General features: G+C 42.2%; 16 protein-coding genes. 9 read left to right on the forward strand and 7 right to left on the reverse strand.

Annotated features, from left to right (window positions below):
- Positions 1-269: 269 nt before the first annotated feature.
- Positions 270-1655, reverse strand: coding sequence for a 23S rRNA (uracil(1939)-C(5))-methyltransferase RlmD (gene rlmD, locus AC3WTB_RS17365; protein ID WP_107164082.1), 1386 nt, complete (start codon positions 1653-1655; stop codon positions 270-272).
- 102 nt (positions 1656-1757) lie between these two features.
- The gene (locus tag AC3WTB_RS17370) at positions 1758-2627 is read right to left on the reverse strand and encodes a DNA-3-methyladenine glycosylase family protein (RefSeq protein ID WP_492334018.1); all 870 of its coding nucleotides are present in this window, start codon (positions 2625-2627) and stop codon (positions 1758-1760) included.
- Between the two features lie 434 nt (positions 2628-3061).
- On the opposite strand from AC3WTB_RS17370, the gene AC3WTB_RS17375 reads away from it, so the two are divergent.
- The 3 genes from AC3WTB_RS17375 (at position 3062) to AC3WTB_RS17385 (ending at position 5196) form a co-directional block, all read left to right on the forward strand.
- Positions 3062-3577, forward strand: coding sequence for a hypothetical protein (locus AC3WTB_RS17375; protein WP_039177173.1), 516 nt, complete (start codon positions 3062-3064; stop codon positions 3575-3577).
- A 131-nt stretch (positions 3578-3708) separates the two neighbouring features.
- Entirely contained in the window at positions 3709-4668 is a 960-nt protein-coding gene (corA, locus tag AC3WTB_RS17380) for a magnesium/cobalt transporter CorA (RefSeq protein WP_048240108.1), read from the forward strand.
- A gap of 33 nt (positions 4669-4701) precedes the next feature.
- Positions 4702-5196, forward strand: coding sequence for a DUF2716 domain-containing protein (locus AC3WTB_RS17385; protein WP_492334019.1), 495 nt, complete (start codon positions 4702-4704; stop codon positions 5194-5196).
- Between the two features lie 35 nt (positions 5197-5231).
- Here AC3WTB_RS17385 and pdaA read toward each other — a convergent pair whose 3' ends face one another.
- Both pdaA and AC3WTB_RS17395 read right to left on the reverse strand, forming a co-directional pair.
- Complete coding sequence (gene pdaA, locus AC3WTB_RS17390; RefSeq protein ID WP_492334020.1) at positions 5232-6023, reverse strand: delta-lactam-biosynthetic de-N-acetylase; 792 nt, start codon at positions 6021-6023, stop codon at positions 5232-5234.
- Positions 6024-6125: 102 nt separating this feature from the next.
- A complete protein-coding gene (locus AC3WTB_RS17395) occupies positions 6126-6317 on the reverse strand; it encodes an SE1561 family protein (RefSeq protein WP_012009274.1) in 192 nt (63 codons plus the stop codon).
- A 146-nt stretch (positions 6318-6463) separates the two neighbouring features.
- On the opposite strand from AC3WTB_RS17395, the gene yfkAB reads away from it, so the two are divergent.
- From yfkAB to AC3WTB_RS17415, 4 genes are all read left to right on the forward strand, one after another.
- Positions 6464-7585, forward strand: a complete 1122-nt coding sequence (gene yfkAB / locus AC3WTB_RS17400; protein ID WP_041106321.1) for a radical SAM/CxCxxxxC motif protein YfkAB — start codon at positions 6464-6466, stop codon at positions 7583-7585.
- Between the two features lie 7 nt (positions 7586-7592).
- The gene (locus tag AC3WTB_RS17405) at positions 7593-8429 is read left to right on the forward strand and encodes a mechanosensitive ion channel family protein (RefSeq protein WP_106025882.1); all 837 of its coding nucleotides are present in this window, start codon (positions 7593-7595) and stop codon (positions 8427-8429) included.
- Between the two features lie 99 nt (positions 8430-8528).
- Positions 8529-8930, forward strand: coding sequence for a nuclear transport factor 2 family protein (locus AC3WTB_RS17410; protein ID WP_251181336.1), 402 nt, complete (start codon positions 8529-8531; stop codon positions 8928-8930).
- A gap of 131 nt (positions 8931-9061) precedes the next feature.
- A complete protein-coding gene (locus tag AC3WTB_RS17415) occupies positions 9062-9781 on the forward strand; it encodes a YebC/PmpR family DNA-binding transcriptional regulator (protein ID WP_024425262.1) in 720 nt (239 codons plus the stop codon).
- A gap of 327 nt (positions 9782-10108) precedes the next feature.
- Here the strand turns inward: AC3WTB_RS17415 and AC3WTB_RS17420 are convergent, their stop codons facing one another.
- The 3 genes from AC3WTB_RS17420 to AC3WTB_RS17430 form a co-directional block, all read right to left on the reverse strand.
- Positions 10109-10891 carry a YfkD famly protein gene (locus AC3WTB_RS17420; RefSeq protein WP_017358796.1) on the reverse strand — a complete coding sequence of 261 codons (783 nt, stop codon included), beginning with the start codon at positions 10889-10891 and terminating at the stop codon, positions 10109-10111.
- Between the two features lie 67 nt (positions 10892-10958).
- A complete protein-coding gene (gene cax, locus AC3WTB_RS17425; RefSeq protein WP_047203594.1) occupies positions 10959-12026 on the reverse strand; it encodes a calcium/proton exchanger in 1068 nt (355 codons plus the stop codon).
- A gap of 65 nt (positions 12027-12091) precedes the next feature.
- Entirely contained in the window at positions 12092-12469 is a 378-nt protein-coding gene (locus AC3WTB_RS17430) for an OsmC family protein (protein ID WP_492334021.1), read from the reverse strand.
- A gap of 75 nt (positions 12470-12544) precedes the next feature.
- Between AC3WTB_RS17430 and AC3WTB_RS17435 the strand changes: the two genes are divergently transcribed.
- Positions 12545-13708, forward strand: coding sequence for an MFS transporter (locus AC3WTB_RS17435; RefSeq protein ID WP_492334022.1), 1164 nt, complete (start codon positions 12545-12547; stop codon positions 13706-13708).
- A 16-nt stretch (positions 13709-13724) separates the two neighbouring features.
- A complete protein-coding gene (locus AC3WTB_RS17440; protein ID WP_106025877.1) occupies positions 13725-14231 on the forward strand; it encodes a GNAT family N-acetyltransferase in 507 nt (168 codons plus the stop codon).
- Positions 14232-14380 lie beyond the last annotated feature (149 nt).

Below are 14380 nucleotides of genomic sequence, written 5' to 3' on the forward strand. Positions count from 1 at the left end.
AGATATGATTTTGTTTGAGAATCGAGAGCTCATGATGGATGTCTCATTATAGAGGTCTAAGTACAATGATAGAAGAGAATACGAAAAAAGAGCTTAAGAAAAAATAGATTGTTAGTTAAAGTAAAACCCCTCCTGTTGGAAGGGTTTTTTCATTTAGTTACTGCCTTTTCTATTGCTGTTTTCGGTCCACCAATTTCGTCTGCTGTGGGTCCATATATAGTTGGAATCGTTTGAATGCATTTTGGTCTATCATAGCTGTCATTCCCTTTTTATTTAAGAGATAAAGACACTACACACTCCACATGCGCGGTATGCGGGAACATATCAACTGGCTGCATGTATTCGATTTTGTAGTCTTTTGACATGTATTCAAGGTCTTTTGCTAGTGTGGATGGGTTGCAAGAGACGTAGACAAAGCGTTTTGGTTTGACTTGTTTGACGGTGTCTAAGAAGGTGCGCTCGCAGCCTGTTCTTGGCGGGTCGACGACGATGACGTCAGGACGGAAGCCTTCTTTGACCCATTTTGGCAGCCAATGTTCAGCTGTTCCTGTCACATAGGTCGCGTTTTTCATGCCGTGTTTTTTGGCATTTTTCTTAGCATCATCAATTGATTCTTTGATGACATCCATTCCTCTTACTTCTTTTGCGCCATCTGAGAGCCACATCCCAATGGTTCCAACGCCGCAATACGCATCGACGACCTTTTCTTTGCCAGTCAGTTTGGCCGCTTTTTTCGCTTCATCGTAAAGCTTTAGCGTCTGCTTTGGATTCAATTGGAAGAAAGCACGTGCACTTAGTTCAAAAGAGACGTCTCCTAAAAATTCTTGGATGACCATATTGCCAGCTAGGTGAGATGTTTTATGGCCGAAGATGACTGATGTTTTTTCGCCATTGATATTATGCATAATGGACGTCACTTCAGGCAGACGTTTTTGGATGGCTTCGGCAATTTCTTTTTTCTTTGGAAATTCAGGTTTTGATGTGACAAGAACGACCTGTACTTCCCCTGTTTCAAAGCCGACACGCACGACAATCGAACGTACGTCGCCTTTTCTTGTTCGTTCATTGTAGACCGATACGCCGAATTTCTCTAAAATTTTGCGGACAACGCCCGTTGTTTTGTTTGTTTTTGGATGCTGGACGATACATTCCTTGATCGGTACAAGCTTATGAGAATTCAGTCCGTAAAGTCCTGCAATGATGTCTCCGCTGTGAGAACGTCCTACTTGGAACTGACTTTTGTTTCGGTAATGCCATGGGTCTTCCATACCGATTGTTGGCCTAATATCAAGCTTTTCAACCGATAGCTTTGTATGACGCTCCATTGATTGAATGACAATATCACGCTTTTCATTTAGCTGCTGCTCATACGCCAAATGCTGAAGCTGACAGCCGCCGCACTCTTCGTATACTGGGCATGGCGGTTTGACTCGATGCTCGGAGCGCTTTCGCACTTTCCTTACTGTGCCTTCGGCATATTTTGCTTGGACATTCGTTGCTTCAACCACCACTTCCTCACCTGGAAGCGCGCCTGGGACAAAGACCACTTGCTTTTTAAAATAACCGACGCCTTCACCATTAATGCCAAGGCGTTTAATGGTAAGCGGGAACTGCTGTCCCTTTTGCAAAAGGGCACCTTGCTGTTTTTCTTTCACTTTATTCTCTCCGTTCTATTTAAACCATTGATAGGTTGTCTTCATTTTATTCCATCTCCTTAGTATATCACGTCTTGGACAAAGAGAGAAAATGCCTTTCATTTATTTATCTGTCTCAATGCTTCTCCATAAATATAGAGAAGCGTAGCTTAAATATGGGGTCCATTCCTTGCTTAGCACTACCATCTCTTCTTTTGTCGGCTTTTCAGGCAGATCGAAGTGCCGTTTGATTGCATTTTGAATGCCGATATCTGCCATTGGAAAAAGATTTGGTCTTCCAAGCCCATTCATGAGCACATTTTGAACCGTCCAAGGTCCAATCCCTCTAATCGGAAGCAATCGCTCTTCTACCTCCAGATCAGATAAATCGTGTAATTCCTCTAAACAAAGAGAGCCGCTCACAATTCGTTTCGATACATCGATAACATATTCTGCTTTTCGCTGACTAAATTGCAGCTTTCTCAAATCCTCTGTTTCAAGAGAGGCAATGGTTTCTGGTAAAGGATCAAACCATACACCTTCTATTTGCTCACCGTACGTATGGACAAATCGTTTCGTGAGCTCGTAAGCAAACGAAAGATTCAGCTGCTGATGAATGATGCATTTCATGAAACAATGATATAAATGAAAATCCAGCATGAGTGGCGTTCCGATATGCTCCTCAAAAATGGGCGCTAGATTGGTTTGAGAAAAATGGTCTTGAATCATGTGTAATTGATGCTCCATGCCAAATATCCGTTTCACCTCAGAAAGAAGGGGTTCCTCTGGGCCGTTTGATCGCACCCGGAACATAGGCGCATCTTTTGTTCCAGTAGCTTGAACGATGACCACGTACGGTTTTTGCTCTAATCTGATCGGCACTTTGATTTCTCTTTGACTCAAATCGACTGCTTTTAATGGATCACTTGATAAGCGTCTAAGCACTTGATCGAAATGATACGGCGGCTCTACCACCAGCTGTTTTTCCCACATACATGTCCTCTTCCTTTCTGCCAATATACGCAGATGTGATTGTTTCATTTTGCATGAATGATTCTCTAGATTGAATACTTTTAAACATAAAGAGTACAAGATTTTATCAGTTATATCTTCCTTATTTGTGGTCATTCTCCTTTTGGATAGACGAAAGTTTTTAGTCGAATTCAGCTAACATTCGACAGCAATCTTCAACATTTTAGGATCATTTTCCTTAAATTAGAAATAGAACCTCTGGGTGATATCTTCCTCCCTGAATATATTTGTATAATTATGACATATCAAGGAGGTGAACAAAGGAATTAGCGGATTAGGCAATCATTTGTTTTATCTTGCAGGAACATATTTACCTCATTGATAACCGGCTTCACCTAGTTTCACATTTTACAAAAAAGAAGACCCAAAATTAAAAAACAAAGGAGATCCGACCAATGAAAAAAACCATTCTTTCTGTTGCACTTGCCACTGCTGTTTCTTCGACACTGCCATTATTCGCTGACGCTGCTGAGCCAAAAACATCAGCACCTGTTTCTACTACACTTCAGCAAACTGTCTTAAACAAAGCTGCTGCTGAAGGTAAAGCTGGCACTACGGCTAGCCCTAATGTTAACGTAAACTTTGATGTTCTTGGGATTGCCAATGCCATTGTAAACGCAGTAAACGCAAATGCAAACCGTTCTGGATTCGTGAAAAGCGTCATGGAAAGCACATTCTACGCTGCTGGCGGCAGATATAATGTCATGGTCTTTAACCTAAGCCAGAACTACGAAGACCGTTTTAACGGCGTCAAAACTTTCGCTACTGCTAATCTTGGTAATGTTGTTTACGGAATTTGGGTATTCGAAAGCGGTACATTTAAAAACAACGGCGATGGCGGCTGGGATAACTGGGCGTTTAGAGGCTGGTTTGACCGTCAAGATAAATTCGTTACGTTCCATCGTCCTTAATTCTCGGTTTTATCCATCAATCATACACGCACATTTAACCGATCTCTTTCTGAGATCGGCTTTTTTATGTAGAAAACGTATAAGTTCACCGGCGCTGCTTCATGATATAATGCAAGTCTGGAGGGGTGCACATGCTGAGAAAACTTGCAGTGACAAAAAACGGCGACTTGATTGAACATGCAACAATGCAGCAGCTTTCAAGCCCCGAAATCGCCTGGTATTGGATTGATTTTCATGCACCAACGGAAAAGGAAGCAGCGCTTTTGAAGGAATATTTTCAGTTCCATCCGCTTGCGATTGAGGATTGCTTCCATTATTTGCAGCGGCCGAAGCTTGATTTTTATGAGGGGTATTTATTTTTCGTGCTGCATGCCCTTAATCAAAAAACGCTGCGTTCTGAGGAAGTTGATCTGTTTGTTGGTGAAAACTATATCGTGACCTTTCATTTAAAGGAAGCGCCATACATTGATCGTGTCATTCGAAAGCTCAAAGGGTCTGATAAAGAAAGAAACAGCGGACCTGAGCATATTGCCTACATGCTGATTGATCAGCTTGTTGATGATTATTTCCCTATTATTTATCAAATAGAGGACAGGCTGAATGAAATTGAGGATGAAGAAGGTCATAAAACGTATGGCACGTTGATGAACGAAGTATTCGGAATCCGATCCGATTTGCTCAAACTGCGAAGAACGATTATCCCGATGAGGGACCTTTTATATCGTATTGTGAACACAAATACGATGAAAAGCGATACAAACCGCCAAGCGTATTTTAATGATATTTACGATCATCTTTTGAAGCTCACAGAGATCGTTGAGTCGAACCGGGACATGACAGCGGATTTACGAGACAGCTATCAGACGCTGAATTCCAACCGGATGAATGCGATTATGATGACATTGACCATTGTGTCGACCATTTTTATTCCACTGACCTTTATTGTTGGGGTGTACGGAATGAACTTTGACAACATGCCTGAATTACATTGGAAATACGGCTATTTTGGCGTGCTGATTTTCATGGGTCTGCTCGTTTCGGGTATGCTTTTATGGTTTAAACATAAAGGATGGTTTAGGATTTTTAAATAGTGTTTTGAGAGAAGTGCTTGGGAGGAAAATAATATGGAAAACTGGATTCCACTGAAAGACAAAGAACTAAAGTTCGCATGGAAGACATTTGCTCGAGAGTTTAAATTTAAACCAAGCATCTCTCGCTTTCCCGCTTTTCAAGCACCCTCTCCTTACATCACATATGATATCTCTGCGTATTTTGAGGACTCTTCTCTTCTACATGCAGATGAAGATCTTGAAAAAAAGGCACTGCTCTCTTTTCAGGAGAATATCACTGGAACAGACGAATATATGCTGGCACTTGATTGGCAGCACGAATGCTACTGGATCACACCATACGGCTCATTTGAAAAAGATGAATTCGGAGAATGGACAGTACCTGTGCTTCCGAACGGAGATTATTATTTCTTTTTATCAAAAGAGATGCATTGGGGCTTGCTAGGACATCCTTGGGAGCAAAGCATCACGATTTTCGGTGAGGGCTTGATTGACTCTTTCTCGCGTCATCATCCGATTTTGTTTCAACGTAAAATAAGGGAAGGATAAAGAAAAAGCTCGCAGGTGTTCTGCAAGCTTTTTTTCTATAGCTGAGGCAGATGCCATACTTTTTCAAGCATGAGATCGTCTAGGCTTTTAAAGGAATATCCTTGTTTTTTCAGAGCGGTGATGGCATCATCCAGCGCTTCTGCATTGTCTCTTGAGACGGTATGAAGTAAGTAAATGGCACCTGGGTGCGCCTGCTTCATCATTTGATCATAAGCATACTGTTTTCCTTTTTGATGATGGATATGCCAGTCTACAAACGCCACTGACCAGAAAACAGTTTGGTAGCCTAGCTGTTTCGTTTCTTTTAGTACCCTTTCGCTGAACACACCGCGCGGCGGACGGAGATAGAGGTTATCTTGTTTTCCTGTGATTTTGTACACAGCTTCATTGACACGGTCCAGTTCTTCTTTGATTTCTTTCGTACTTTTTGTTGTTAAATCTGGATGATGATAGGAATGGTTGCCAATGATATGACCTTCTTCTGCCATACGTTTGACAAGCCCAGGCTGGTCCTTTACAAAATGACCTGTCACAAAAAAGGTGCCTGGTACTTGATGTTTTTTCAGCACGGCTAAGATCTTGGGTGTGTACCCATTTTCATAGCCGTTGTCAAAGGTGAAATAAATCTCTTTCTTTTTCGTGTTGCCTAAATAGAAGGCATCATACTTTTTTAAGAGTGCCGTCAATTCTTTGCCCGCATCCGGCGGCCTGTGCTCTTTGCTTTTCGCAAATCCCCAGTGGATGGGCTTATTAGACACGGCTCCTGCTTCTGAAAGAGGCATGGAAACAAAAAGCGCACATAAACAGATCAGCATGAATTTTTTCATTTACGTCACTTCCCGGTTTTTCTTCTATTGTGCAGAATAAGACCGAGACTCATACACCGATTCACCTGCCAATTTAAAGAAAAAAAGCCCGCACCGCGCGAGCTATTCTTCCTTCCAATCATTTTTAAACCGTTCATATTTCGCTTCCAGGTCGTCAATCATCTGGATCAGTCTGTCTATATCCTCAACGTCTGTTGATTCGGGATCTAATGAATCAATCACATTCATAAACATATCTAATCGGTTCTTTAAATAATCAACCTGCTGCTCTTTGCTGTCTGCTGCCTTGCCCATCGATACACTCCCTTTAGCGTTTGTTTATAGCTTATCTTTTTTTCCCTTGTAAATCAATTGTGTCCCTCTTGCGTATAACCGTGATGAGGCTTAAAATTAACTGTTGGCGGGTCTACGTTTGCCCGAATGAAAAGGAGATAGATACCATGAACCAAAAAACAGCACTTCGTCCGATCACACCTGCATACGACCCTTGGGAAGCCTATCTCGATGTGCAGGATTACGGAGAAATGAAGCTGACAAATATTGAATTTACGACAACAACGCTCTGTAACATGAGATGTGAGCATTGTGCGGTCGGCTATACCTTACAGCCTAAAGACCCGAATGCGCTGCCGATCGATTTGTTACTCCGACGTTTAGATGAAGTTCCGCTCCTGCGCTCACTCAGTATTACAGGCGGAGAGCCTATGCTTTCTCTTAAATCTGTACGGGAATATGTCGTCCCTTTATTAAAGTATGCCCATGAACGCGGCGTGCGTACACAAATCAATTCAAATTTAACCCTTGATTTGGCGCGCTATGAAGAAATTATTCCATACTTAGACGTCCTTCACATTTCACATAACTGGGGCACTGTTGAAGAGTTTGCAACAGTCGGTTTTGCTATGATGGATCGTAAACCAACCTTTGAGCAGCGCGAGAAATTATTTAACCGCATGATTGAAAATAGTCAGGCACTTGTCAAAGCGGGCGTAACTGTATCCGCTGAAACTATGCTGAATAAGCGCACGCTTCCATATATTGAGCACATCCACCGGCAGATCGTCGAGGAGATGAAATGCCAGCGCCACGAAGTTCACCCGATGTACCCAAGTGATTTCGCCAGCGCCCTTGAATCATTGACGCTTCCGCAAATGCGGGATGCGATTCATCAGCTGCTTGATATTCGTGATCAAAACACATGGATGCTGTTTGGCACCCTGCCATTTTATTCATGCAGCACAGACGAAGAAGACCAGCGCCTCCTCAATCGATTGCGCCAGGAGAAAAATGTCACAGTACGAAATGACCCTGACGGCCGTTCGCGGTTGAATGTGAATATTTTTGATGGGAATATTATTGTGACAGACTTTGGCGATACACCGCCGCTTGGAAACATTGCAACTGATACATTGCAATCAGCCTATACACGCTGGATGGACACAAAATTAGCAAAAGAGCTGAATTGTCATTGCCCAAGCGTGCAGTGCCTCGGTCCGAATGTGCTAGTGAAAAACAGCTATTATCAAGATGTTGATTTTACTTCTCGAACAGCCAGGGGGTAACCGATAGATGGACGATACATTTCTGACAGTGGTCAAAAATAAATACATTGAAATTCTCCTTGTTGGGCTCGTTCTTTGGCTTGCTGTCTTTATGATCAACAAAGCCCTTCAAATTTTCTTTAAACGAACTGAGTTTATAGAGGATAAAAAGAAGAAAACGATTGAGAGCTTGGTCAAATCGGTCACGAAATACACCGCTTCGATTTGCTTTGTGCTCTATGTCATTTCTCTTTTCTTTCATGACTTCGGGAAAATTCTTGCGGGTGCTGGTGTCGCTGGGATCGTCATCGGTTTTGGCGCCCAGACGCTCATTCGTGATATTTTAGCAGGCATTTTTCTCATCTATGAACGCCAGATTCATAAAGGGGATTATGTGACGGTGAATAACCTCTTTAATGGAACCATTGAAGAGATTGGTCTCCGCTCTCTGCAAATTAGAGAATGGAGCGGCAAGCTGTTAACCATTTCTAACGGGGATATCAGGCAAATCCAAAACTATAACATGCAATATATGCGGATTACGGAATCTGTGTTAATTAGCGCGAATCAAAACCCAGATATCGCCTTCCAAGCACTTGAATCAGCATGTGACAATTTAAATCAAATGCATCATGATTTACTAAAAAAAGATGAATTCCAAAACGCCATTGAACCCTTTCAAGTTCATGGAATTATGGGCTTGAATAAGCTGAATCGCGGAATTGAAATCACAGTTAAGGGAATGGTCGAAGACGAAAAATACTTTGAAGCCGCTCTCGCTGTGCGAAAAGAAATGATCAAGCAACTTCATCAGCATGATGTCAAATTGCTTGAGGATCTCGCTTATCCCCAGCCTGCAAAATAACCTCATTCTATATGGGGTTATTTTTTTATTTGTATTTTGTTAACCAGTTAATTATAATGTTATTTAGTTAACCAGTTAATAATAGAGAGGATGTATGGAATGACAAAAACAGAAGCAATTTCTTTCATCAAGGAGATGTATCAAGAGGTATTAACCAAGTTCGATGTAAAAAAGGTGGAGACATACTTTTCACCTGACTATCAGCAAGTGACCGATGGGAAGGTTTCCACGCTTGATGAATTTAAAAAGCATCTATCCACATTAAAAGAAATGACAACACAGCTTGCGATCCCCGCCTTTCATGATGTGTTATTTGATGAAGAAACGCAGCAAGCTTGTTTTCGTTACACGGTACATGTTGACCTTGCAAGCGGAGACGGGGGTTTAATAGATGTCACAGCTCTTTTCACCTTATCAGATGGCAGGATCATTCGGTGCGACGAGCTGACTCGGGCTCACGAAAAACATGAAATGCTTGAACAGCTTGGGCACATCAGCTAACAATTCTCTTCATTTCAGCCCTCTTACTTCTATCCTCTTGACTGATTCATGTATAATAGATAGCAGAATGATTTCATGCAGCATGGGGACCCTCATACTGTGTATTTTCTAAGTGAAAGAGAGTGAATAAGATGGGTCGTAAGTGGAACAACATTAAAGAAAAGAAAGCATCAAAGGATGCCAGTACAAGTCGTATTTACGCAAAATTCGGGCGTGAAATCTATGTGGCAGCCAAACAAGGTGAGCCAAACCCAGAATCAAACCAAGCACTTCGTTTTGTCCTAGAACGTGCAAAAACATATAGTGTCCCAAAACATATTGTGGACCGTGCCATTGAAAAAGCCAAAGGCGGTGCGGAAGAGAACTTCGATGAGCTGCGCTACGAAGGATTTGGTCCAAACGGATCAATGGTCATCGTTGATGCCCTCACCAATAACGTGAACCGTACAGCTTCAGATGTTCGAGCAGCATTTGGGAAAAACGGCGGAAACATGGGCGTAAGCGGCTCTGTTGCTTACATGTTTGACGAAACAGCTGTCATCGGTGTCGAAGGGAAAAGCGAAGAAGAAACACTTGAGCTTTTAATGGAAGCAGATGTTGATGTACGTGACATCATGGAAGAAGATGAAACGGTGATTGTGTACGCTGAACCAGATCAATTCCATCAAGTACAAGAAGCATTCAAACAAGCCGGTGTTGAAGAATTCACTGTCGCTGAAATCACAATGCTCCCGCAAAACGAGGTGACATTAGATGATGAATCTAAGGCACAATTTGAAAAGCTGATCGATGTTTTAGAAGAGCTTGAAGACGTGCAGCAGGTTTATCATAATGTGGATTTAGGGGAATAAAAAACTTAAGCCATAGTAGTCGTTGAGTTCATTCAACTTCTACTATGGCTTTTTTATTTTCTTAATAAAATGTAATATATGTATAAGATGTTAACATTTACAATTTCCAAGGAGATGAGTTTCATTTTTAAAACATGGTGGTTTTCTTATTATGGATTTATGATCATCCCTTATCCCGATATTGACTAAAGTTATCTTCTTTCTTTTTATCATTTGGTATTTATATAACGCCTTTGACTTTTACAAAAATGAACTAAAGAGAAAAAAAGAGAACACATATTAGCAAAAAACAGTCATCTCCTCTGTTGATAAGAGGAGATGACTGTTTTAATTCATCCCTTGAAACCCAAACGTCAGGTGATCCTGAACAGGAATCCAAGCGCCGATTCCTTGTGAGGTCACGTTTTTCACGACGAGTTTGCGTTTATTTCCTTTTAGCACAAGGTACACTTCTCCGTAAGTAACCTTACCTTTTTCGTTAATCGCTGGTGCATAGGCATGAAGCGATGCTGCTTTTTTTGGAGAGACATGGTAAGACTGATCTCGTTTTGTTCCTGCACCAATTACGGTGTCAAACGCGAGGGGCAGCTTTGTTTTTTGAATGGCTTTTTGCATCATCAATGTTTTCACATCTTCTGGGTTTGGTACTTTTGCTGTGAGTCCGCCGCTTACTTTCACTTGCTGCTTTTGAACGTATTTTCCAATGGCTGTTTTATTGCCGCCTCTGTTATCGATATGGTTCGTATTCACCTTTTTGTATTCCCAATTGGCGACGGTTTCGTTTGAATCGTAGCTCAGTGCCCATCTCCCAAGGAAAATGGTCGCGCGGTATCCAACTGCTAATGGCGTCCCTGAAATGCTGGATTCATTCAGCATTTTAATCAAATGAGTATTTTCAATCGGGACACTTGTTGTTTTGAACAATTCAGCCGTCAGCTCGCTCGGCTGGAGCAGCGGCTGATCCTGTGACGCGTTCGGATACGTATTCTCCTTTGAAATACTTGCGACAGAGGATGGCACTTTAAATGGCTTTGCCGCCTCCGCTGGAAAGCTGTATAGAAAACTTAAGGATAAGAGAACAACAAACATGATGCGGGGCATCTTTTTCATATCATCACTCTTTCTCATTCATTTTTCCATAGTATTTTCCCGAAAGACGTCCCTTATCCACAAAACATTATAAAAGGAAAAATCCAATCGCCATAATAAAATAGGCAGCGAGTAATGTGGCGCCTTCAAACCAGTTTGTATCACCATCATTTGATAAAATGACCGTGAGCAGTACAGAGGATGCCATTGCAATGAGTTCTGGCAAGGAGAAAATGAGCGGCATCTGCTTGTCGAAAAATAGAGAGCTGATGACAAGGATTGGCGCGACCATCATGGCAACCTGAAGCGTGGAGCCAAAGGCGATTTCTACTGCTACATCCATTTTGTTTTTATACGCCATGATGACAGCTGAGGCATGTTCTGCCGCGTTGCCGACGATGGCCACAATAATGACACCGATAAACAGCTCACTCCAGCCAAATTGTTCTCCTACCGTATCAAATGTATGAACAAGACGCTCTGAAATGTACGCAACTGCGATCGTCGAAAGCAGCAAAATGACAGTGGCAAACTTTCCAGACCATTCAGGTGTTTCTTCTTCCGTCTCTGCTTCGCCTTCCATGCTCTCCTGCTTGGCAACATACACCCCGCGGTGGCTGACCAGTTTGAAATAGAGCGCCGCGACATAAAGCAAAATCATGACAATGCTAATCCCAATGCTTAAAACAAACTGTTTATTCTCTGCCATCTCCATCGAAAACACTTCTGGAATGACAAACGCTACAATAATGGCAAACATAAGCAAGCCTGAATTGTGCCTTGCATCATGGACATTGAATACTTGGCGCTTATATTTTAATCCGCCAACGAAAAAAGACAAGCCAGCCACAAGCAGTAAATTTCCGATGACCGATCCTGTTAATGATGCAAGTACGATGGCCGTCAGTCCTTGTTTTAAAGCAAAAAACGAAATGATTAACTCCACCGCATTTCCAAATGTAGCGTTTAAAAGTCCGCCAATTCTGGGCCCCGCAATGATGGCAAGACTTTCTGTGGCTCTTCCCATAAAACTAGCAAGACCAATAATGGCGATACAATAAACGGCAAACATGACGACCTGCGGGAAATGAAGAAAACTGCCAATCACCGATAGCGGAACACCGATTGCGACAATCACAAGAAATAAACGATTCATACAGCCATTCTCCTTTACATATGTCTGACTGTTATTCTTTCGTGAGTGCCGGCATCATATACATTTTAGATTCGTGCGTGTGAGAAGGTGATATCAATACTTCCTTTCACGGACTGCACCATAGAGCAATGCTTCAATGCAAGGGTGATCACTTTATCGATTTGTTCATCAGATGTATTAATGTCTTCAAATAAGATATGTAAATGAATGCAGGAAATCTTGTTTACAGCTCCTGCCCTTGTCGTTTCAGGTGTGATCGTCAGCCCTTTATAGGATATTCGCTTTTTACGGCACACATGAATGAGCATTTCTCCAAAGCAGCCTGCAATGGCTGAGGTGAACAATTGAGATGGACGGTACCCCATTTCTTCTGTTCCTGAAATAGGCAGCTGCCTGTCCTCATTATGTGCGATCCAATGATCCTTTTTGTATGTCAGCTTCATTCCTTTTCCACCTTTCTATTGAAACCCCTATGGTTCCATTGTACGATGAAAATATGAACTTGTAAGGAGCATCTTATGTCGAGAATTCACTTTATGATTTTAATTTTACTTGTATCCGTGTCTGGTTTTTCACAGGGTGCATTACTTCCTGTCATTTCCATTATTTTCGAACATGCCGGTACTTCTCCTACGTTAAACGGACTGCATGCCACAGGCTTATATCTCGGAGTACTGCTTGCGTCTCCTTTTATGGAAGCACCGCTTCGCCGGTTTGGATTTAAGCCGTTAATCGTCATTGGAGGCGCCGCTGTCTTTTTAAGCTTGTTTAGCTTTGTGTTTTTTGAATCTTATGTCGTCTGGTTCTTCCTCCGGCTTATGATCGGGATTGGTGACCATATGCTGCATTTCTCTACACAGACGTGGGTGACCTATGCTTCATCCTCGAGAAATCGCGGAAGAAACATTTCACTGTATGGATTATCGTTTGGACTCGGTTTTGCCGCCGGCCCTTTTTTAACGCCGCTCATTGAGATCAATCCAGCTTTGCCTTTTATTGTTTCTGGTGCCGTTAGTTTATGTATTTGGCTGCTTGTGTTTGTTTTAAAAAATACATATCCAGATACAGGCGAAGTGCAAACGTCAGAGCAGACAAACAGTTTGAAGCGCTTCAAAAAGGCCTTTCAATTTGGCTGGGTCGCCTTTATGATGCCATTTTGCTATGGATTTTTAGAAACGACACTTAATAGTAACTTCCCTGTGTATGCGCTAAGAAGCGGGGTGACAGTAGATGCGGTTGCGTTTATTTTACCTGCGTTTGCCATTGGGAGCATTGTCTTTCAGCTTCCTCTTGGAATGCTCAGTGACCGGTTTGGCAGACGCCGCATCATTTTATGTGTGACACTCGCTGGATCATTCTTTTTCCTTTTAGCAGGGATCTTCATTCAATCCGTTTTGGCTGTCGCCATTTGTTTCTTTATCGCCGGAATGGCTGTAGGCTCTACCTTCTCACTTGGCATCAGTTATATGACCGACTTATTGCCAAAGCATCTGCTTCCCGCCGGGAATTTAATGTGCGGGATGGCGTTTAGTGCAGGCAGTATTCTCGGGCCGGTACTTGGAGGATTCTTTGTGCAAACGTTTGAAGGAATGAATTTACTTTACCTTGTCAGCATCGTGATATTATTTGTGTTATGCTGCGTTCGGTTTGGGAGAACGACGGCAGTGGTGGAAAGTCACTAAAATGGAGGGTCAATCGTTGTTTACCTATAACATCACAAATGAGTTGACTTTGGCATCTCTACAAATAGATGATGCGGACACACTATTTAGCCTTATTCAAAAAAATAAGGCTCATTTAGGGGAGTGGCTGCCTTGGGTTCATCACTGCAAAAGCATAGAAGCAGTCAAAACGTTTATTCAATCAACTCAAACCACCTACATTGAACAAAAAGGGTTGGAAGCTGGCATTCAGCTGAACGAGCAATTAATCGGTGTGCTCCGTCTGACGTTTGATCAACAAGTAGGCAATATCGGTTATTGGATTGATGAAGACGCTCAAGGACAAGGCATTGTGACAACCATCGTGAAATATATGACAGATACCTTTGCTCCTAAAGTCGATGGATTTGAAATTTTTTGTCCTGTTGGCCATGTCAGAAGTGAACGTGTAGCGATAAACGCAGGGTTTCAGCTTGATTCTCATTACCAGTCAAAACCTGATACAGCTTTTAACCTTAAGCGGTATATACGATTGTCGAAATAAAAACTCCCCTGCACCGCAGAGGAGTTTTTTCATTTAATGATAACCATTTTGCCCGTTCGCACTGCCGCTTGTTTTGTGCTTTGGCTGATGGCCTTTGTTTTGTTTCGTGTTGCTTCCGCCTTTTTTCGATTGTTTGGACATATGTGATT

Source organism: Bacillus sp. EB106-04-04-XG123 (genome assembly GCF_058791855.1).

Coding starts and splice junctions, on each gene's coding strand:
- AC3WTB_RS17420 (WP_017358796.1), bottom strand. CDS start 10,891: ATGAAAAAGATGCCCCGCATCATGTTTGTTGTTCTCTTATCCTTAAGT.
- AC3WTB_RS17405 (WP_106025882.1), top strand. CDS start 7,593: ATGGACGATACATTTCTGACAGTGGTCAAAAATAAATACATTGAAATT.
- AC3WTB_RS17430 (WP_492334021.1), bottom strand. CDS start 12,469: ATGAAGCTGACATACAAAAAGGATCATTGGATCGCACATAATGAGGAC.
- pdaA (WP_492334020.1), bottom strand. CDS start 6,023: ATGAAAAAATTCATGCTGATCTGTTTATGTGCGCTTTTTGTTTCCATG.
- AC3WTB_RS17375 (WP_039177173.1), top strand. CDS start 3,062: ATGAAAAAAACCATTCTTTCTGTTGCACTTGCCACTGCTGTTTCTTCG.
- AC3WTB_RS17370 (WP_492334018.1), bottom strand. CDS start 2,627: ATGTGGGAAAAACAGCTGGTGGTAGAGCCGCCGTATCATTTCGATCAA.
- AC3WTB_RS17385 (WP_492334019.1), top strand. CDS start 4,702: ATGGAAAACTGGATTCCACTGAAAGACAAAGAACTAAAGTTCGCATGG.
- AC3WTB_RS17410 (WP_251181336.1), top strand. CDS start 8,529: ATGACAAAAACAGAAGCAATTTCTTTCATCAAGGAGATGTATCAAGAG.
- AC3WTB_RS17395 (WP_012009274.1), bottom strand. CDS start 6,317: ATGGGCAAGGCAGCAGACAGCAAAGAGCAGCAGGTTGATTATTTAAAG.
- yfkAB (WP_041106321.1), top strand. CDS start 6,464: ATGAACCAAAAAACAGCACTTCGTCCGATCACACCTGCATACGACCCT.
- AC3WTB_RS17435 (WP_492334022.1), top strand. CDS start 12,545: ATGTCGAGAATTCACTTTATGATTTTAATTTTACTTGTATCCGTGTCT.
- corA (WP_048240108.1), top strand. CDS start 3,709: ATGCTGAGAAAACTTGCAGTGACAAAAAACGGCGACTTGATTGAACAT.
- cax (WP_047203594.1), bottom strand. CDS start 12,026: ATGAATCGTTTATTTCTTGTGATTGTCGCAATCGGTGTTCCGCTATCG.
- AC3WTB_RS17415 (WP_024425262.1), top strand. CDS start 9,062: ATGGGTCGTAAGTGGAACAACATTAAAGAAAAGAAAGCATCAAAGGAT.